Source organism: Planktothrix agardhii (assembly GCF_904830935.1).
Taxonomy (GTDB): domain Bacteria; phylum Cyanobacteriota; class Cyanobacteriia; order Cyanobacteriales; family Microcoleaceae; genus Planktothrix; species Planktothrix agardhii.
In genome coordinates, this window is the sequence record NZ_LR882952.1 from 1,208,733 (window position 1) to 1,227,778 (window position 19,046).

Annotated in this window: 16 protein-coding genes and 1 tRNA gene; 6 read left to right on the forward strand and 11 right to left on the reverse strand. The window is 40.4% G+C overall.

From position 1 onward, the window contains the following. Positions 1-145: 145 nt before the first annotated feature. The 4 genes from NMG88_RS05655 to NMG88_RS05670 all read right to left on the reverse strand — a co-directional run bounded on the left by NMG88_RS05655 (position 146) and on the right by NMG88_RS05670 (position 2,231). A tRNA-Glu gene (locus NMG88_RS05655) sits at positions 146-218 on the reverse strand. A 122-nt stretch (positions 219-340) separates the two neighbouring features. Continuing rightward, on the reverse strand, positions 341-1,387 hold the full coding sequence (locus NMG88_RS05660; RefSeq protein ID WP_042152560.1) for a M42 family metallopeptidase: 1,047 nt from the start codon (positions 1,385-1,387) through the stop codon (positions 341-343). 28 nt (positions 1,388-1,415) lie between these two features. Further along, on the reverse strand, positions 1,416-1,610 hold the full coding sequence (locus NMG88_RS05665) for a hypothetical protein (protein WP_026786365.1): 195 nt from the start codon (positions 1,608-1,610) through the stop codon (positions 1,416-1,418). Between the two features lie 135 nt (positions 1,611-1,745). Beyond that, complete coding sequence (locus NMG88_RS05670) at positions 1,746-2,231, reverse strand: hypothetical protein (protein ID WP_026786364.1); 486 nt, start codon at positions 2,229-2,231, stop codon at positions 1,746-1,748. A 589-nt stretch (positions 2,232-2,820) separates the two neighbouring features. Between NMG88_RS05670 and NMG88_RS05675 the strand changes: the two genes are divergently transcribed. After that, the gene (locus tag NMG88_RS05675; RefSeq protein ID WP_026786363.1) at positions 2,821-3,888 is read left to right on the forward strand and encodes a Gfo/Idh/MocA family protein; all 1,068 of its coding nucleotides are present in this window, start codon (positions 2,821-2,823) and stop codon (positions 3,886-3,888) included. An 81-nt stretch (positions 3,889-3,969) separates the two neighbouring features. On the opposite strand, the gene speB is transcribed toward NMG88_RS05675, so the two are convergent. Continuing rightward, positions 3,970-4,872 carry an agmatinase gene (gene speB, locus NMG88_RS05680; RefSeq protein WP_042157159.1) on the reverse strand — a complete coding sequence of 301 codons (903 nt, stop codon included), beginning with the start codon at positions 4,870-4,872 and terminating at the stop codon, positions 3,970-3,972. A gap of 136 nt (positions 4,873-5,008) precedes the next feature. Between speB and NMG88_RS05685 the strand changes: the two genes are divergently transcribed. The 4 genes from NMG88_RS05685 to NMG88_RS05700 all read left to right on the forward strand — a co-directional run bounded on the left by NMG88_RS05685 (position 5,009) and on the right by NMG88_RS05700 (position 8,254). Next, positions 5,009-5,887, forward strand: coding sequence for an alpha/beta fold hydrolase (locus NMG88_RS05685; RefSeq protein ID WP_235754140.1), 879 nt, complete (start codon positions 5,009-5,011; stop codon positions 5,885-5,887). A gap of 35 nt (positions 5,888-5,922) precedes the next feature. Further along, the gene (locus NMG88_RS05690) at positions 5,923-6,864 is read left to right on the forward strand and encodes a metallophosphoesterase family protein (protein ID WP_227366142.1); all 942 of its coding nucleotides are present in this window, start codon (positions 5,923-5,925) and stop codon (positions 6,862-6,864) included. Positions 6,865-7,106: 242 nt separating this feature from the next. Beyond that, entirely contained in the window at positions 7,107-7,973 is an 867-nt protein-coding gene (locus tag NMG88_RS05695) for a DNA adenine methylase (protein WP_227350236.1), read from the forward strand. A 5-nt stretch (positions 7,974-7,978) separates the two neighbouring features. Then, entirely contained in the window at positions 7,979-8,254 is a 276-nt protein-coding gene (locus NMG88_RS05700; RefSeq protein WP_227366141.1) for a type II restriction enzyme, read from the forward strand. Positions 8,255-8,559: 305 nt separating this feature from the next. Here the strand turns inward: NMG88_RS05700 and nadB are convergent, their stop codons facing one another. From nadB to hetZ, 5 genes are all read right to left on the reverse strand, one after another. Continuing rightward, positions 8,560-10,272, reverse strand: coding sequence for an L-aspartate oxidase (nadB, locus tag NMG88_RS05705; RefSeq protein ID WP_254035200.1), 1,713 nt, complete (start codon positions 10,270-10,272; stop codon positions 8,560-8,562). A 155-nt stretch (positions 10,273-10,427) separates the two neighbouring features. After that, positions 10,428-10,883: a photosystem II complex extrinsic protein PsbU gene (gene psbU / locus NMG88_RS05710; RefSeq protein WP_375295640.1), complete on the reverse strand. Its 456-nt coding sequence runs from the start codon at positions 10,881-10,883 to the stop codon at positions 10,428-10,430. A 583-nt stretch (positions 10,884-11,466) separates the two neighbouring features. Further along, positions 11,467-13,812 (reverse strand): transglutaminase TgpA family protein, encoded by a 2,346-nt coding sequence (locus NMG88_RS05715; RefSeq protein ID WP_227350238.1) that lies wholly within the window; start codon positions 13,810-13,812, stop codon positions 11,467-11,469. 115 nt (positions 13,813-13,927) lie between these two features. Continuing rightward, positions 13,928-14,962 carry a hypothetical protein gene (locus tag NMG88_RS05720; RefSeq protein ID WP_026786353.1) on the reverse strand — a complete coding sequence of 345 codons (1,035 nt, stop codon included), beginning with the start codon at positions 14,960-14,962 and terminating at the stop codon, positions 13,928-13,930. After that, positions 14,955-16,115 (reverse strand): heterocyst differentiation protein HetZ, encoded by a 1,161-nt coding sequence (gene hetZ / locus NMG88_RS05725; protein ID WP_042152587.1) that lies wholly within the window; start codon positions 16,113-16,115, stop codon positions 14,955-14,957. The genes NMG88_RS05720 and hetZ overlap by 8 nt, the downstream gene beginning before the upstream one ends. Positions 16,116-16,364: 249 nt before the next feature. On the opposite strand from hetZ, the gene NMG88_RS05730 reads away from it, so the two are divergent. Next, positions 16,365-16,853, forward strand: a complete 489-nt coding sequence (locus NMG88_RS05730; RefSeq protein WP_141295370.1) for a hypothetical protein — start codon at positions 16,365-16,367, stop codon at positions 16,851-16,853. A gap of 144 nt (positions 16,854-16,997) precedes the next feature. On the opposite strand, the gene NMG88_RS05735 is transcribed toward NMG88_RS05730, so the two are convergent. After that, complete coding sequence (locus tag NMG88_RS05735; protein ID WP_235751152.1) at positions 16,998-18,923, reverse strand: PP2C family protein-serine/threonine phosphatase; 1,926 nt, start codon at positions 18,921-18,923, stop codon at positions 16,998-17,000. Positions 18,924-19,046: the final 123 nt, after the last annotated feature.

Consider the following 19,046-nt stretch of genomic DNA (forward strand, 5'->3'; position numbering starts at 1 on the left):
CGTTTAAAAGAGGCTGCGATCGCTTTTTCCCAGGGAAATAATGTTACAGCAGTCGCCAGATCTATTGTTTGATCGATTATTTAATCAAAGCCAAAAAATAAAACCTGAGACTAATAAATAATCCCAGGCTCTATTTTATATTTAGTACCCCCAAGGGAATTCGAATCCCTGTCGCCTCCGTGAAAGGGAGGTGTCCTAGGCCTCTAGACGATGGGGGCTTAGGGTGTTTTGCGGTTAACTTTTTCTCGGTTGAGTTTTGGTCACTCGCCTTTCACCTTTATTAATGTAGCCTATATTTTTATCGGTGTCAACCCTTTGAGCAAAATTAGTTTGATCTTTTTTAAATTTGGCTGAAATCCTTTTCACAGAAGGCTTGTAGAACTTTAATACAATTAGCGATCGCTCCCAAATGGGCCAGTTCATAGCCATGGGTGTTCTGAGTCGGGAAACCCAAGCAAGCCGCCCGGGCTACATGGCCAAATTTCATGGCAATAGAAGCGTCACTTCCAAAACCACTAAGAATTGTCAATTGTAACGGGACTCCGGCGGTGGTCGCCGCCTGTCGTAATTGGCTGTTCAAACCTTCGTCATAAACACCATAGCTATCCTGGGACAGCAACACCGGTTTTTCATCCCCTGCAATCGGATATTCCGGGGCAAGGGGGCAAATTTCCAAGGCAATTAACGCCTCTAAGGTTTGTCTTTGGGTAAAATATAGGGCCCCAATTGCTCCCACTTCTTCCTTTGCCGAAGCCACTAAATATATATCAATGGGCGGGTGTTTGACGGTTTCTGCTAAGGCCAATAAAATCGCCAGAGACGCTTTATTATCGAGGGTATAACTAGCAATATAATCTTTAATTCGGATAGGTTTTTTACGATGTTTTCCTACAACTACCCTGGTTCCTGGGCGAATTCCTGCGGTTGCTAATTCTTCCGTTGTGCATTTGGTTTCAATCCAAGTATCTTCCCATTTCAAGGCTTTTTCTTCCTGGTAAACTTTTTGAGTAGATTCATGGGAAATATGACGAGAACCAAAGCTCAAAATACCGCTAAGAGTTTGATGATCTCCTAATAAATCAACCACTCCTTCCCCATAAACCCAAGGAAATGACCCGCCTAATTTTCTAACCGAAACCCGTCCCTTTTCTTCAATGGTTTTGACGATCATGCCAATTTCATCTTTATGGGCGGTAATGGCGATAGCTCTTTCTGAAGTTTTACCAGGAATTTTGGCAATAATATTATCCGCCTGATCTCGCCAAACCTCTACCCCAAGTTGAGAAAATCGTTCTAACAACCATTGATTTATTTCCGATTCTACCCCACTGGGAGAATGTTGCAAAACCAAGTTTTCAATTGTATTAAATAAAGTCTGATAATCCATTTTGTCTGTCCTTAATTCAATTATCCCATCAAGAATTATTAGGATTAGGTTTTAATAATAATGCTACAATTAAAGCTGGGGTTCCGCCAATTAATCCAATGATTAACCATCGGGGATAACTGCGTCCTTTTTCTCGAGCCACAAAAGCTGCGATCGTACCGATAACACCATGAAGAATTGCCAAAATTAAAATCACAGAAGGGTCATTTAAGGAATCAAACATTTTACGCTAAGATAGAAATTATAGCCGAGAACAAATAAATAAAATAAATCGGATTTCCGCTATTGAACTCATGAATTAAAACATAAGCATTGGTTCAGAAACCCGATTTTTATGAAAAATGATTCAATTGGAAGTTTAATCCAAAAATCCCATCAAAGTCATGGGATCATCAATATCATTGCTGGCAATGGGACGGTTCATGATCATTGAGGTAATTTGTAAATGACTGACTTCAATGGGGCGATTAGCTAAGGCTCCCACCGTATCTTCTAAATGAATAAAGGCTACATTACTAGCACTATTCGCTTTAAAAATAGGACGTCTTGGTGATAGCATTCCTGAAATTTCAAGATGGCTATGTTCAATTGGGCGATTCATAAATGTCGTCATCGCACCGACTTGAATTTGGGTGGATGCAGTATTGGCTTCAGAGCCTTTTTTTGCAGGTTTGTCCACAATATCTAATTTCGTTTCTTGGTTCATATCTGTAGTTGGTTTGTTTTCAACAAGATCTACTTTAATCTGATCAGCTTCAGTTTTATTATCTTGATTTGAGTTTGCTGTTCCACCGGTTCGCTTTCGGGTACTCCCCCTTTTGGGTGTAGATGAGCTAACTGTCATGATGAATACCTAGTTTTTTTACAGGGTGAATTCATGATTTACACTTAACCTTGTTATTAATTTCATCGCTGAAATTTCCTTAACCTTTGACTCAATTAAGGACGGGTTAGGTATTAATTTTGGATTAAAGCTAAACCAATTATAAAATAAATGGGATCTTTAGTAAATGCCATTTTGAGAAAAATATCTTTTTGTAACAATAAGTAAAGACAATCTTGGGAGCAGGGGGAAAAGGGGGAACAGAGGGAACAGAGGGAACAGAGGGAACAGAGGGAACAGAGGGAACAGAGGGAACAGAGGGAACAGAGGGAACAGAGGGAACAGAGGGAGGTAAACTCTTGCTATTACCTATTACTCATTACCTATTGCCCATTACCCATTACCTATTAATCAAAAATACCGAAAACGGGGCGTTATTGGGGTCACAGGGAGTGTGTCCTTCCTGGCTAAAACCCAACTGCCAACCTCTAATTAAAATTTCTTTACAAAATCCAAGGCTGTGATAGTATCTGGATGGATTTACACTACTGATGGACAGCCAATGGGCTGAATTTCCGTGGTGGAGGAGAGTAGAGGAGTGCAAAATAGGATGTCCCTTGGATATTCAAATGCTATGACTGGAAGGAATTACCTTGACCCGATTCAAGTTGGTGTGATCGGTGTGGGTAATATGGGGCAGCATCATACCCGGGTTTTGAGTATGCTCAAGGACGTGGAACTCGTGGGAGTTTCCGATCTCAGTGTTGAACGGGGAATTGATACGGCGAGTAAGTATCGAGTGAGGTTTTTTGAAGATTATCGAGACCTTTTGCCCCTAGTAGATGCTGTCTGTATCGCAGTTCCAACTCGGTTACACTATCCGGTGGGGATGGCCTGTTTACAAGCCGGGGTTCATGTATTAATTGAAAAACCTATTGCTGCGAGTATTGGTGAGGCAGAATTGTTAGTCAACGCCGCCGCAGATTATCAGCGAATTTTACAAGTCGGTCATATTGAACGGTTTAATCCCGCTTTTCAAGAATTTAGTAAAGTTTTAAAAACGGAGGAAGTTTTAGCATTAGAAGCCCGTCGCATGAGTCCCTATTCTAACCGAGCCAATGATGTTTCGGTGGTCTTGGATTTAATGATTCATGATATTGATTTAATGTTAGATCTAGTGGCGGCTCCTGTTGTTAAATTAACCGCCAGTGGTAGCCGAGCTTCCGACTCTGGCTATTTAGATTATGTGACCGCTACCCTCGGTTTTGCTAATGGTGTGATCGCAAATTTAATTAGCAGTAAAGTCACCCATCGCAAATTGCGTTCTATTGTTGCCCATTGCAAAAATTCTTTAACCGAAGCCGATTTTCTCAATAATGAAATTTTAATTCATCGGCAAACCACGGCTAATTATGTTACGGATTATGGTCAAGTTCTCTATCGTCAAGATGGGTTAATTCAAAAAGTTCATACCAGTAATATTGAACCCCTACACGCTGAATTGGAACATTTTGTCAGTTGTGTTCGGGGTGGAAATCAACCCTCCGTGGGTGGAGAACAAGCCTTAAAAGCCTTGCGTCTAGCCAGTTTAATTGAACAAATGGCATTAGATGGTAAAGCTTGGGATTTGGTGGAAACCGACTATCTTTTTGATTCATCGACGGTTTCCATCGGTTAGGGGAAGGAAAAAAAGCGAGGTTCGGGGCTGAAGTTCACCCGATGCGGCTCCCCTCAACCCTCAACAGTTGATCCCTAATTTTTAATCCTTAATCCATTTCTTTGCTACAGTTTGATAGCCAATTAATTTATAGGTTAATTTAGCAACGGTAAATTCAGAAACCACTGAACCAACCACGGGAGCTAATTCCATGACATCACACCCAATTACATCTTTAGATTGAAATAAACGGCGTAAAAATCTTAGGGTAGAATACCAATTTAATCCCCCCGGTTCGGGAGTTCCCACCCCAGGAATTAAACTCGGATCAATGCCATCAACATCAATGGTTAAAAAGACTTTTTCTGTGGGAATACTGGCGATCGCTTGTTCAATCCAATCCAGATTAAAAGCCATTTCTCTAGCCCGAAAAACCGTTAAATTTTTCTCTTTAATTAAATCAGCTTCCTCTTGACAAATGGCTCTAATTCCCACTTGAACTGTCGGTAATCCCATATTCACAATTCGACGCATAACACAGGCATGACTATGAATTGTATCCTGATATTCATGTCTTAAATCCCCATGGGCATCAATTTGAACCACGGTAAAGGATTCTTGATATACTTGACGATATCCCTGTACCACTCCTTCGGTAATACTGTGTTCTCCCCCAATGGAAATCACAAATTTTTTCTGTTCAACTAAAGACTGGAGCGTTTCTTGGGTCACCCGCAACATTTCTGCGTCTGAAACTGTCTTTCCATGGCGAGTATCTGCAATCGGAGCATGGGTAAAAATTCCCGCATCAAAACAGATTTCTCGGTCTAGTTCTTCATCATAACATTCTAACTGATGGGAAGCCTCCAGTAAAGCATTCGGGCCGTTCTCGCAGCCTTTTCGATAGCTAGTTGTGGCTTCATAGGGAATCGGTAAAATCACAACTTTAGCGGTTTCATATTCCGGGACAATTTCCGAACCCAGAAAGTCTATAGTAGCAGTCATTTTAATTCGGGAATTAACACCTCTTAATTTTGACACAAGAGGAAACATTTTTGTCAAAAGATAGAATGATTTATTGCTATAATCATAACAGTTAAAAAATAAATCCCCATTACCCATGACCCATTACCCATTACCCATGTTAACTACTTCATCTGTACCGCAAACTTGGATTTGGAAAGGATACCCGATTTGTTATGTCCGAGAGGGTGATCATGGCCCGGCGGTGGTTTTAATTCATGGGTTTGGGGCATCTTGGGGTCATTGGCGAAAAAATATCCCTGAATTAGCAAAACATTGTCGAGTCTTTGCTATAGATTTAATTGGATTTGGGGGGTCAGCGAAACCGAAACCCAGTCAAGAAATAGGTTATACTTTTGAAACTTGGGGAGAACAAATTGCTGATTTTTGTCGAGAAATTGTTCAGGATAAAGTTTTTTTAGCGGGAAATTCCATTGGTTGTATTGCAGTAATGCAGGCGGCTATTGATAATCCTGATATTGTTCAAGAAGTTGCGTTATTAAACTGTTCTTTAAGATTATTACACGATCGCAAAAGATCCGAACTTCCTTGGTATCGAAATTATGGCTCTAGTTTTGTTCAACAGTTATTAAAATATTCCTGGTTTAATCAATTATTTTTTAACCTTTTAGCCACCCCAAAAACCGTTAGAAAAGTATTATTACAAGCCTACAAACGAGATGAAGCTGTTACAGATGAATTGGTAGAAATGTTATTAAAACCCGCCCAAGATCAAGGAGCAGTTGAGGTTTTTGCCGCCTTTACGCGCTATTCTCATGGGCCATTACCGGAGGATTTATTGCCAAAATTACCTTGTCCAGCCATAATATTATGGGGAACCGATGATCCTTGGGAACCGATAGAAATTGCTGAACAATTCAAACAATATTCAACGGTTAAACAGTTTATTAGATTAGAAGGAGTCGGTCATTGTCCCCAAGATGAAGCCCCAGAATTAGTCAATCCTATTTTATTAAAGCGGATTGCTCTATACTAAAATTGTGTCTATAATGCGTTAATTCACTCTTAACTATGTCCCTAAAAAGACGTCAATTTCTATTGTTAGCGAGCTTGAGCACTGCTGGTTTTATCGGATTAGGAGCTACTCGAAAAATCCTGAGCCTTCCTGAGATTCCTAAACAACAAATTTCCCAGGGAGACGGTGCAATGCCGCAAGGCGGCGACTACGCCATCGCATCTATGCCTGAAGATAAACCCCTATTTCGTTTTGTCACTATTGGAGATGTAGGAACGGGAGAAACAGAACAATATGAAGTCGCAAATGCTATGGTTCGCTATCATCAAAATCATCCTTTTAAAGTAGTCACTTTACTCGGAGATAATATTTATACTAATGGTGAAATTGAAAAAATCAAGGATGTATTTGAAAAACCCTATCAATCTTTACTAGAACAAAGCGTTAAATTTTATGCCTGTTTAGGAAACCATGATATCAGAACAGAAAATGGTAATCGACAGGTGACTTATCCTTTATTTAATATGCAGGGTCGTTACTATACATTCAAATATGATCCTGTACAATTTTTTGTTTTAGATGCGAATGATAATGCCGATTGGGACAAACAAATACCTTGGTTAGAAGACCAACTTCAACGGAATAAAACTCCTTGGAAAATTGTTTATAGTCATTTTCCCATGTATTCTTCTGGGTTATATGGTGTGAACAAAATATTGATTAATCGCTTAACTCCTTTATTTAAAAAATATGGGGTTCAACTCTATATGAATGGTCATGAACATAATTATGAACGTACCCAACCCATTCATGGTACAACCTATTTAGTTAATGGTAATGGCGGGGCAAATATACGTCCTGTAGGAAGTTCGGAGTGGACAGCAAAAGCCGCCTCAACCCTTGGATTTACTGCGATTGAGGTTTATGCAGATCGGATGATAATTCAGGCAATTGATACTAATGACCAAGTGTTTGATCAAGAAATTATTCGTTTATAAACCAATAGTAAACTGGGAAGATATAACCTAAATTCCCTATAAATTGAGTTAAGGAAGATGCCCCAAAATCCTCTAAAATAATTATGAATGTTCTTTGATTGGCTTCTAAACTATAGACTTTAATTACCCTATCTATTTTATAGAATACATCCATATTTTTATTTTAAATCAAAATATTGACTAAAATTTCAATTCAAGTTAAAATGAAATACGTTAATAAAATTTTGAGGAATTACTGACCTGTGAATGCAAAAAAAAATCCTCTGGTTAAACCATTTTTAAAATGGGCAGGAGGGAAACGGCAATTATTACCTGAAATTCTCAGATATCTTCCTAAAAATATTGGTAAAACTACATATTTTGAACCCTTTTTGGGGGGAGGCGCACTTTTATTTGAGTTGCAGCCGAAACAAGCAATTGTTAATGATAGTAACAGGGAATTAATTAATTGTTATCGAGTGATTAAAGATAATGTTGAAGAACTCATTGAGGTTTTAAAAGTTCACAAAGCGAAAAATTCCAAAGAATACTTTGATTATCTTCGTGAAAGAGATCGTTTAAAACAGTATAATAAATTTTCTGATATTCAAAAAGCTGCTAGAATTATTTATTTAAACAAAACTTGTTACAATGGATTATTTAGAGTTAATTCTAAAGGACAGTTTAATGTTCCCTTTGGTAGTTATAAAAATCCCAATATATTAGACGAAGCTGTATTAAGAGGAGTTAATGATTATTTAAACCAAAAATCAGTAACTTTTTTAAATCGTGATTTTGCTGAAGCTGTTAAAGATGCGAAAAAAGGCGATTTTGTCTATTTTGATCCTCCTTATGATCCCGTTTCTAATACCGCTTCTTTTACCGGATATGATATTAATGGCTTTAATCAAAATGAACAAAGACGTTTAAAACAAGTGGTTGATGAATTAACCGAAAAAGGATGTAATGTGATGTTAAGCAATTCAGCAACAGATTTTATTTTAGATTTGTATAAAGATCATAAATATACAATAGAAACTGTTTCTGCAACCCGCAGTATTAATTCTAATGCTCTTAAACGAGGTAAAATTAATGAGGTTTTAGTTTTAAATTATGTTCCCAAACTTTAAAATACATGAACAACAAAAAACCTGGGAAAAATGATATTGCTTGGGAAACCTTATTTCAACGATATAGCATTTTAGAGATTATTGATCAACAAGGTTATTTTGAAATAGAAGCTACTAAAATTAATGAAGAACGAGAAAGTCGGTTAATGGCTGAGTTTGATCATTCAGTGAATTTAGAAAACATAACAATTATTACTCATAGACTGCAAGCCTTCGGGAGAATCGGGGGAATTGTCAAGAATTTTTCCCGAGAACTCAGTGTAATTACGGAATATAATTGATATACTTGAACTACAAAGGCAGTTTTCTTATCGTTGGCTGCCCTGGTTGAAGAATATGATGTTTAATTAGGGGGTAAAACGATTATGGTTTCTAGCTTGACATTACAAAAAACAATCGCATGGGCGAGCTGTTTGCCCCTAAGTGTTGCCCTAGTTTTCACCTTATGGGTAAAGTTAGAGGCAGCTGCCCAGGTCAATTTTGCTCAGTTGTATAAACATCTGGACACCTCGTCGCAGTCAATCTGTGAATATGTTCCTCCCGATACGGGAAAACCCCCAGCAGGAGACGGTTCAGGTTCTCGAACCTAATCTAAGACAGGCGAAGATTTCCAGATTTGGTTTGCTTGAATTAAGGTATGTACTTTCCAGCTTGGGTCTGATTGCGGGTATTCCTGCCGATAATGACCTCCACGACTTTCGAGACGGAACGCTGCACTCTTCAAAATCAACTCCCCAATACTCAGTAAGTTATGGGTTTCCCCCCACTGTTTTAGGTCGCTGTGGGCGATTTCTTGTGTTTCCAGTTCAGCCAAAGAATTTGGATGTAGAGTCGATAAAAATTGGCTGATGGGTAAGGCTAAAAATTCTTCAGACCATGCTTTCACCTGGATTAATCCCTCCTGCAAATGATCGGACTGGCGACAGATCCCGGCACTACGCCAGAGAACATCGGGCAAATTAGATCTAATTGTTTTAATCGTAGCATATTGTTCTTCCCAATGGGAGGCTGGTGATACCGATTTGGATACGGGAGCAGACCCCCCCGGGCCAGATTCAGTTTCAGCAAAATTGAGATTTTCAATTAATGCCATTTGAGCACCGAATACTAAACATTCTAGCAAAGAATTACTCGCTAAACGGTTCGCCCCGTGAACTCCCGTACTCGCAGTTTCACCTACGGCATAAAGTCCAGGGATAGAGGTTTGACTTTGAGTATTGGTAACAATACCCCCCATCCAATAATGGGCGGCGGGAGTGACAGGAATGGGTTCATGGAGAATATCAACCCCCCATTGTTGACAGACCTGAATAATATTCGGAAACCGATGCTGGATTTTCTCAGTTGGAATTGACCGTAAATCTAACCAAACCCGTTCACTATTGGCTCCTAGGATTTGCCGTAATTTTTGTAAATGGCTAAAAATCGCCCGACTCACAATATCTCTGGGGGCTAATTCTCCCCGCTCGTCATAATCAAAAACAAATCTGTGACCCTGGGAATCAATCAGGTGGGCTCCTTCCCCCCGTACCGCCTCACTAATTAAAAATCGAGGAGCCCCGGGTTGGGTTAGGGCCGTGGGGTGAAATTGGAAAAACTCTAAATCTCGGAGTAATGCTCCCGCTCTCCAAGCCATCGCCACCCCGTCCCCCGTACTCACACCGGGGTTGGTGGTGTGAGCAAAGACTTGACCTCCTCCCCCCGTTGCTAAGACAACGGCCTTGGCTTTCACCCAATAAATATGGCTATTATGAATTAAGCTAACTCCCTGACACCGTTGACCCGAGGCATCCATCCATAAATCCAGGGCAAAGGCAGGGGAAATAATTTTAATATTCGGTCTTTCTAAAACTCGTTCTGTTAAGGTTGTGATCACTGCACGTCCGGTTGTATCGGCGGCGTGTAGGACGCGGTGACGGGAGTGGGCAGCTTCTAATGTCAAAGCTAACTGGCTTTGATGACGGTCAAAAGCCACTCCTAATTCGACTAAACGGTGAATACATTCGGGGGCGTGATTAACCAGAAACTCCACCGCCGACCGTTCACATAAACCCGCCCCAGCTTTTAAGGTATCTTCTAAATGCAGACTGGGAGAGTCATCGGTTGAAATCGCTGCTGCGATGCCTCCTTGGGCCCAATCACTAGCGGACAGGGGTAAAACATCTTTACTGACTACGCCAACACTCAAATGTTTGGGTAAACAAAGGGCGGTATATAATCCGGCTGCCCCGGTTCCCACTACCAATACATCAAAGGTTAAAGGAAACTCGGACGGGAGGGAAAGATTAATTAGGGTCATGGGTCAGTGCCAGGATAGGTTGATTAGAAGTCACAGATCTGGACACTTTCCGTGACGAATTGAAGCAGAGTAAACTGACTTTAAAGATTATGTTAACTTTTTTTAAGTCCGTCAACATAATCTCAATATTCTGACACTGATCCCCACAGAATGGCTTAGTCGTAAGCTCCAACATTTAACCGTTGGTCGCCTTCGATAAATACAGATTCTGGAGGCGTTACGGTAAAGTTACCTAAATTCTGTTGCAGAATTTCTTTTTGTTTTTCTGTCAAACCAGAAATTTTCAATACATCTTCTACGGAATTATAGGGAGCATTCTTAATGATCACTGACCCTAATTTCGGAAACATTCCTTTATATTGACGAAAATCTCGCAGATCGCTATTATTTAAGTCCAATTTATTGCGAACGGTGGCCATTTTCTCGTCAACCCGATTTTTCCGAGGGGCTTCCGTTGCTAAGAGCGGAGCAACAATCCCATACTGCATCACATTGAGGTTTGCAGCTAAAACATTTTGATCTTCAGTCCATGCGAAGCAACCGACTATCAAAACTAACAAAGCCAACAGGCGACTTAATCGTTTCATCAACGCTTTTCTCCCAACTGACATAAACAGCATTTACAAGAATTTGATATTTTCAGGCTTAGTACCAGACTGTATTTTACCATCTTACGAACTTCTACTGGAGTCCCATAGTTCAATGGAAAAACTGGCTGCTCCCCTAGCCAAAAACCCCAGATTTGCAAGTCATTTCAAATCACAGTTAAGTTTATGCTGTTGTCAACCTTTTCCGATTTTATGTAAATTTTCTTAAAATTTGTTAACAGTTGCGGAGGTGAAAATTAAAATTCAGCAGTCCATCTCTACAAAATAGCTAGGCATAAGTTTAAGTTATCTTTAACTGGTTATAGTTTTAAATTTTAAAATTAAATCATTTTTTTTGGCTAATTTTGTCAAGAGGTTATTGAATTCCATTCGCAACTATTGACGAAATTCTGGGGTTTGGTGCTATAATACAAAAAAGATAATCTGGGCAAGTTTAGCTTATTAAAAAAATAGTGATTAAAAACCTTGATCCTTCGTGTAATCCTAGTGTTACAACTCTGGTTGGTTTCCGATCTATTGTACAAATCTTTTCAGGGCTAGGTTGAGAACCTCAGAGTCGAGCTTGACAAAAAAACATTTTTGTGTATTAAATCCATTTTCGCTGTTTTAAGCGTTTCCAATGGGAGGATTTTAAATTAATTAATAATTGTCGCATTTGTTTGAGGTTAACCGACTTTCCGCCATAGCGCCAACCCATATAGGCCTGAGAGATTTCATCAATCACTTCAAATTCTGAAATTGAATGATATTGATCTAACCAAGACACATATTCTAAAGGGGTTTGGGTGGGAGATTTGGGATATCCTTTACTAGCTAAAACCTGTAAAAGTTGTTGATATAGACTTTCTTCTGGGGGTAATTTAGCTAACCAGCGACGATAGCGCCAACCTCGCCAAATATCCCAACTTAACCAGCCGAAAAATGCCATAACTGTTGTGATAATTAATCCGCTAAAAATTCCTAACCATCCTTGAGTAAACAGATTAAAAAACCAGCTAATTACTTGGAATATTCCTAAAATTAAACGGCCTAAAATCGCTTGTAATCCATTCGCCAATGGAGAAGGTAGCCAACCAGCCACCCAATTCCAAAAGGCTTTTAAGGCACTAAAGGTTTGATCTTCTTCCACCGAAGGCGGAATTAAATCCATCCCAGGAATAGGGTTAAAACCAAACCAACCATATTCGGGGAAATATACCTCCGTCATCGCAAAAGCATCGGTATTTTTAACCACATATAATCCCGTAAACGGATTAAATTCTCCTGGGTTAAACCCCGCTACCAGACGCGCCGGAATCCCAATTGAACGTAACATCATGGTTAAAACCGTGGAAAAATGATCGGGGTAGCCCCCGGTAATTTTTTCTCCGGGGGGACTATCTTGATAACCAAAAAGAAACGCTTCTACTAGATCTTCATTTTCCCTTAAAAACGGCGGTTCTTCCTGTAATTTATAGTTAGGGTTTTGTTTGAGATACTGGGCTAAATATAAGGCTTTTTCATAATTGGAATCTAAGGGTTTTTTGTTTTGGGCGACTTGATGCACACTGGCTAGAATTTCTTCCGTCTTTTTCCTGACTTGCTCTTTAATTTGATCTGGAACTTGTAAATAGTATTTTTTGATATTTGGAGGATAGTTTTTAGAAGCGGCTTGTAATTGTACCCTGTCGCGCAGGGGAACTTGAGAAACCACTGTATAGGTCATGCCCTCTCGTAATTCTAAAGGCGATCGCAAATTGCCATCGGGATCAATCGCAATTTCCTCCGTCGGGAAATAGAGTTCATTCGGTTTATTCATCGCCGGAATTAAACTAGGAAGCTGTTGAAGTACGGTATAACTTTGAATCACTTCTTGAGTCTTGGCATTAGTGATTGGCGGAAATAGATTGAATTGATATGACCAACGGGGACGTCTTAAAGTGATCGCTCTATTATTTCGAGAAATTTCCCATCCCTCTCCAGTATAACGATCAAAAGCTACAACCCGCCAAAATCCCCGGGCTTGCGATCGCACCCTTAATACTTCTTGTGGCTTTAAATTGCCGCGTAAATTCTGATTAATTTTGGTATTGAATCCATAATAGAAGGTATCATTAAGAGTTCCTGCCCCCGTTTCCTGATTTAATCCGGTGCCACCTGCACCCGAATTATTATTATTATTATTTCCCGAAGACACATAACCCGGATTGAGAATGCGTTGTCCATTAAATTGTCCGGGGGGCATATCAATTGGAGAACTGACCGGAAAAGTTCTTAACTGATAGCTAGGAAACCGAGGAAGAACGGTAAAAATAGTTAATCCCAAAGCAACAACTACTAAAAAAATAATTCCTAAAGATTTAAAATTTATTCCACTTCCGGGTTGCTGGGGTGTTTTTTTAGAGTTAAATTGAATCTCCCCCAGCCCTAAACGAGAGCGATAATCTAAAATTAATGTTGGTAAAGCTAAAGCCAAAAATACTAACACCACAGGCCCAAAAGCCAAGGTTTGACTGAGAGTTCCCGCTACTCCCATTAAAATTAATCCAATCACCATCGAATAGCCTAAATCCTTACGCCGGGGTAAATCAAAACTGTGTAAAACCTGTAATTCTATTAATAATCTCGCTAAGGCTAACCGCGTATCATTCATTTCGCCAAACAGTCGCCCAAAAAATGCAGCCAGGGCAATTAACATCCCAATAGCAATACAAAATTTAACAGGCACATTGCGATGGTAACGACGAAACCAACTCCAAGTTGCTCCGACAATGCTAACCGGAATTGCCCATAAATTCAGGGGTTCTTCAATAGCGACGTCCGTGGCAATAATCCCGGCAATCACTAATAACTGCACCAATATCCGCAGCCAAAGGGAATCTTCAGGAATTGGCTTTGGTATGGCTTCAATCCGTCGCCATAATTGACTAATCAAAGGGATTGAATTTGTCATCGTTTCGATTTGAAGATTAGGGGGGTTAAATGCTCCACCCTACTCTAACTTAATCTGACCTAAACTTCAATCTGTTGTTGTTGTTCCCCATTCGTAATTCGTAATTCGTAATTCCCTATTCCCTATTCCCTATGATTGCAAAACAGAGGGGATTTTGCTCCTCACTATCTAATAAAACATGAAGTCGATAAATCTGGTTCGGTTCAGGGTTAGTCAATTCCAGGGTTAAACATCCGGGGGAATTGCGTTTTGCGGTTACTGATCTGTCATTTCCTAATAGTTGTAAGCGTCCGCCATCGGGAAATTCACCCCGGATTTTCAAACTTGTACCAGACTCAGTTTCAACATAGTCAACATCAACGGTAAATAGCCCTAAAGTTGTTAACCATTCCTGATGAACCGTCGATTGATTCAAACGACAATTGAGGGTTAAAGTATTCAGAAGTTCTTGAGCAGCTAATAATAATAACACCATTTGTTGTTCAGGAGTCGCTGTTTCATAACAGGGTTGGGACTCCCTTAAATCTAAAGATCCCCGTAAAGAACCTCGAATCACTAAACCTGCTAATTCATTCAAGGGTTGGGACTCGTTGGGAAATAAAGTTTCCACCGCCTGAACTAATTTTGCTCCTTCTCGTAGGCCAGATTGTAGTAGAGTAAACAATGGAGCCAATAACTGAGCAAAAACCTGATCGGGTAGGGGCATCGACCATCTCAATTGTTGTCGATGAGCCATCCATAAATGAGTAGCGGGAACCTGTTCTTCTCTAAATACGTCAGGATACTCATTCAGCAAGTCAGTGCCGATCGGTTCCCACGGAAACAGGGGTGGGTTCATCTCAATTCTGGCTTTAAGTTTTTCTCTTAAAACGGTCTCAAATCGGTTTTTCACAATTTCTATCTCTCCTATAGCTGAATATTGACTTTCCGGGCGGAAAAGCTGCTCCTCAAAATCGAGGGGATCTAATTCATCCCACTCTAGGTTTTCCACCTCACAACTCTGATCAAGCTGTGTATGGGGGTTTAATTCCTCCTCAGCCGAATCAGAGGTAGGGACGGGAGTATCCCGCCCATACAAGTCTTTTTGTAACAACCCGTCAAAGAATCGGCGTTCAAACGCTTGCTCGTCTTGGTTTGTTTCGTTATTCATCACTAGATGCCCCTGCTCCGGATACCGAATGATTCCTGATTTCCCAAGCCAATTCTAACAACTTAAACCAACGTTTTTGAATTTGAGTGGTTTTACAATTTAAAACCTTAGCAATTTCTACCTCGGATAATCCCTCCTGTTTTAAACTTAATAAACGCTGTTCATTCGCCCCGATTTGATTTAGGAATTCTTGCCATTGATGGGGTAATAACCCTAAATCCCGTTCTAAATCTGCTTCTAACCATTGGTGAACTAATTCCCAACGGTGTCCTAAAGCAAATCGCAGTAGATGGTACTTAAATCGTTGCTGCAAATAATCACGCTGACGAGGTGTTAATCCGAGAATTTCCTCTATTTCACGGGTCGGTAAATCCTGTAACCGCAAGGCAAAATAGTCGGCACAATCGGGTTGTTTGTTTTCTTCTAAATAAGCAATTAGTTCCTCTACGACGGTTTGACGCAAAGAGTCGGACTCTGATTCGTTGGACTCGATGACCATAGCAGCCCGAACTTGTCCGAGGAAGGAATCATGATTGTTAGTATCTGATTCACTCCCTCCGCCCTGGGCGGCTAATTCTAAATCGACAAAACTTTCTTTAGGCTGTTGTTGAGAGAAGGTTTGCGCTCTTAAAATAATCAATTGTTGACTCCGACCTCGGGCTAAAGGAATTCGCCGTTTACCGTAGCGTTCCGTAAATGCCATATATTCCGCTAGTTCTAACAAGGTTCGAGGACGGTAAGTTGCCGCTAACTTTGCTTCTTTGCGAAAGGCATTGAGGGTTTCTAAATAAAAGGCTTGTAAAAAATCCCTGATTAATTCCAATCGAGCTTGATAACTGGATTGGACTTGAGGAGGAGTAATATATCGATATACAATCGCGCTCAAGGTACTATGTAATTCTAAAGACCCTTGTTTTGACCCTAGCTGATAATATTGAGTACATTGCTGTAAACGATGTTGTGCTAGTGTCATGGCCCAGGTTTCTACGTCCCCGGAATCTTGAATCCGTTTGCTTTCTGTACAAATGCGGGCGGCTTCTTCGTTAATTCGTTCGGCTACATCCCGACAATTTTGTTCAGATGCACGGGTGGATTGACTCAGTTCTCTCAATAGCCTTTGGAAAATGGTTTCGGTTTGGCAGATTTCCCCCATGATGTCTAATTACTACAATGACCCTAACACAATGATTCTGTGAGTTGGCTTGGATTTCCGGATCGTTTTAATCAGTTATCAGTCATCAGTTAACAGTTAGCAGTCAGCAGTCAGCAGTTAGCAGTTAACAGTTGTAGGGGCGGGTTCTTTTAGATCTTTCTTAATCACGGCGCATCTTGATGAACCCGCCCGTACCAGTCATTAGTTAACAGTCTATTAATATTCTTGATCTTTATTTTTTTAAACATAATGAATTTAGACCTACAAATTCAGTCTTTAATTGATCATGCGCCTCAAGATGGAACAACTCCTCAAATTGTGGAAGCGATCGCTCCGGCCTTAAAATTATTAGCAGAACAATTAGAACATCCCGAATATTATATTTTACAAACTTTAGACCAAAGTTGGGTGATTCAACCGTTTATTAATGTAGATCAACCGCAGATAAAAAAGAGAGTAATTTATGCTTTTTCTACCGTAGAAGATGCTTTAAGTTATACTAATCCTGATTCGGATTCTCAGGTTGTAGCGATTCCTTTACCCGTGACTCATATTTTATTTCAAATGGTTGTTTTAGAAATGCCGGATAGTTTATGCTTTTTTGAAACGCCTAATAATTTTCAGTCTGCTACGGAAATTAAACGCAGTGAAATCCAAGAGTTAATTCAGGTTTATTTACAGGACTATCAACAACGGCGTCAGTCAAAATCCCGTAAAATTCCGCCGAATATTGCTTAAGAAGGGAACACCGGAACAGGTAATAGGTAATAGGTAATAGGTAATAGGTAATAGGGTATTTCAATCCCTAATAGATAAACTGTTTATACCCAAAATTTCCCCTTCTATTTCAAACAGCTATAGGTTGTCGGAAATTGAACCCCATCAGCGCGTCTGAGTTGGTTGACCCGAAGGAATAGATTTGATTTGAGTTTGACGAACTTGCCACCATATTGCAAAACCCCCAGCAATAAATATCGCAAATAAACTCAAAATAAAAAATACCTCTTTCCACTTAGACATTGACTTAGAGGGGGGCTGAACCTCTTGCTCAGGAATCGATTCATCATATAATAAAACCTTAGAGGCTTCCGTTGGTTCAGACTCCAAAGATTCAGTTTTTGTGGCTAGAGGTGTAGTTTCTACTAATACTAATTTTTGCGGAGATACCCCACAATAAATCATCACAACCGAGATATTATCATGACCATTCTTATCATTAGCAATGTCAATCCATCCCTGCACCGCCGACTCTAAAGATTGTTCTCCATTTAACACCGAAGCAGAAAAATTTTGCCAACATTGTTCCACCCGTTGATTATCACTTAATCCGTCGGAACATAATAATAATAATCCATCTTCTTCAATAATAAATCGTTGTACAGTTGGCCGTAAAAACTCCGCTTCTCGGGTTCCTAATGCTTGGGTTAAAGCTCCCGAACCCGACCTTTGAACAGCATCCCAATATAAACTCCGACCATGACAAACCTCCCGATTTGCCACATCATCATCGACGGTTAATTGTTGGCAGGAATTTTGAGTAATCCAATAGGCGCGACTATCGCCCACATTCACCAAATATAATTCATGGCAATTGGTTAACTCAATACCTTCGGGAGTTTTTACCTTTTGAGGTAACTGTAAAGCCATGACTAAAGTTGTTCCCATCCGTTGTCTAAATTCTCGCCGTTGTTCATTATTTTGGGCAGCAATAACATTATTAACAACTCGGGTAATTTCTTGCAGTTGTTCCATAATTAATTCCGGTGGGGCTAACTCCTCCTGCTGGGAAATTTCCGCCATAAAACTATAAATCAAAGGCTTTAAAGACTGTACCGCCAATTGACTCGCCACCTCACCGCCATCATGACCCCCCACCCCATCACAAACAATACTTAAATGGGGAATTAATTTATCATTTGGATAAAGATGAAAATTTCGGACATCGTGCAGACCCGGATAATAACTATCCTCGTTCTCCGAACGTCTGACCCCCACATCCGTTAATCCCGTTACCGCTAAATGTAAGGGGAGTTGGGCCGCCTGTTCCATTAATAATTGATTCAGTTGACTCGCCACTTCCTTTAAGGAGTCCTCCTGACGACGCATCAATTGATGAATGGTCTGTAAACGATACTGTATAGTCGGATGGGCTGTTTCTATTAAAGCAACCCAAGATTCGGCTAAATCTCGTTGGGTAGGTTGTAATGCGCCCTGATGCAGTTCTCGCAACCGCACCCGCCAACCGTCTACCCGCAGGTTCTCCTTGACAAATAAACTATAGGCCGCCCCCTGTTCGGTTAAAGGTGTCCACAGTTGTAGTATTTGCCATAACCAATAGACCTGACGCACGGCGGAGGTTTTGGGCCAGACTTCCACCAAGGTCGGGAATAGTTGACCCCGACTATCGACGGGAATATTATCCAATAGTAGGGTTTCCGTCGCTTCTGGAGAAATACCCAATGGATAAACCCCAAACACCCCAGGAATATGCAAATGATGGGGGGAAAGATATAAATAGGATAATATCGACTCGGAGAGAATATCGGGCAAAATCGGTGGGGCACCGGGTTTAGTATCTAACCAAACTTGGGGGAAGGTGACATAATAGCGATTTCCCACTAACTGACAGGGTTGAATTTGTCCCGCCCCCGAACCAGTAGCCCATAAATATCTATAGGTTAGGGGAGTTTGGCAAGTCTGACAAATTTGATGTCCCAAGGAGTTACGCGGTTGGGGACAGGCGGGGTTGGTGCAATGAATTGGCGGCGGCGCCGAGGTGCTAATTTGGAATAATTTTTCTAAGGACACGGCTAGGACTGTTAATAGGGACTTAATTGTAGAAAGGTTAATTATAAAAGGGGATATTTAAAATTCACCAGTGTTAAACGGTGAGAGTGTCAACAAAGTTTTCGGTTCACACAAGCATCTAGT

What these genes read in the sequence shown, in the direction of transcription:
- NMG88_RS05660 (WP_042152560.1), bottom strand. Translation starts at nt 1,387, where the DNA reads ATGGATTATCAGACTTTATTTAATACAATTGAAAACTTGGTTTTGCAA.
- NMG88_RS05665 (WP_026786365.1), bottom strand. Translation starts at nt 1,610, where the DNA reads ATGTTTGATTCCTTAAATGACCCTTCTGTGATTTTAATTTTGGCAATT.
- NMG88_RS05670 (WP_026786364.1), bottom strand. Translation starts at nt 2,231, where the DNA reads ATGACAGTTAGCTCATCTACACCCAAAAGGGGGAGTACCCGAAAGCGA.
- NMG88_RS05675 (WP_026786363.1), top strand. Translation starts at nt 2,821, where the DNA reads ATGTCCCTTGGATATTCAAATGCTATGACTGGAAGGAATTACCTTGAC.
- speB (WP_042157159.1), bottom strand. Translation starts at nt 4,872, where the DNA reads ATGACTGCTACTATAGACTTTCTGGGTTCGGAAATTGTCCCGGAATAT.
- NMG88_RS05685 (WP_235754140.1), top strand. Translation starts at nt 5,009, where the DNA reads ATGTTAACTACTTCATCTGTACCGCAAACTTGGATTTGGAAAGGATAC.
- NMG88_RS05690 (WP_227366142.1), top strand. Translation starts at nt 5,923, where the DNA reads ATGTCCCTAAAAAGACGTCAATTTCTATTGTTAGCGAGCTTGAGCACT.
- NMG88_RS05700 (WP_227366141.1), top strand. Translation starts at nt 7,979, where the DNA reads ATGAACAACAAAAAACCTGGGAAAAATGATATTGCTTGGGAAACCTTA.
- nadB (WP_254035200.1), bottom strand. Translation starts at nt 10,272, where the DNA reads ATGACCCTAATTAATCTTTCCCTCCCGTCCGAGTTTCCTTTAACCTTT.
- psbU (WP_375295640.1), bottom strand. Translation starts at nt 10,883, where the DNA reads ATGTCAGTTGGGAGAAAAGCGTTGATGAAACGATTAAGTCGCCTGTTG.
- NMG88_RS05715 (WP_227350238.1), bottom strand. Translation starts at nt 13,812, where the DNA reads ATGACAAATTCAATCCCTTTGATTAGTCAATTATGGCGACGGATTGAA.
- NMG88_RS05720 (WP_026786353.1), bottom strand. Translation starts at nt 14,962, where the DNA reads ATGAATAACGAAACAAACCAAGACGAGCAAGCGTTTGAACGCCGATTC.
- hetZ (WP_042152587.1), bottom strand. Translation starts at nt 16,115, where the DNA reads ATGGGGGAAATCTGCCAAACCGAAACCATTTTCCAAAGGCTATTGAGA.
- NMG88_RS05730 (WP_141295370.1), top strand. Translation starts at nt 16,365, where the DNA reads ATGAATTTAGACCTACAAATTCAGTCTTTAATTGATCATGCGCCTCAA.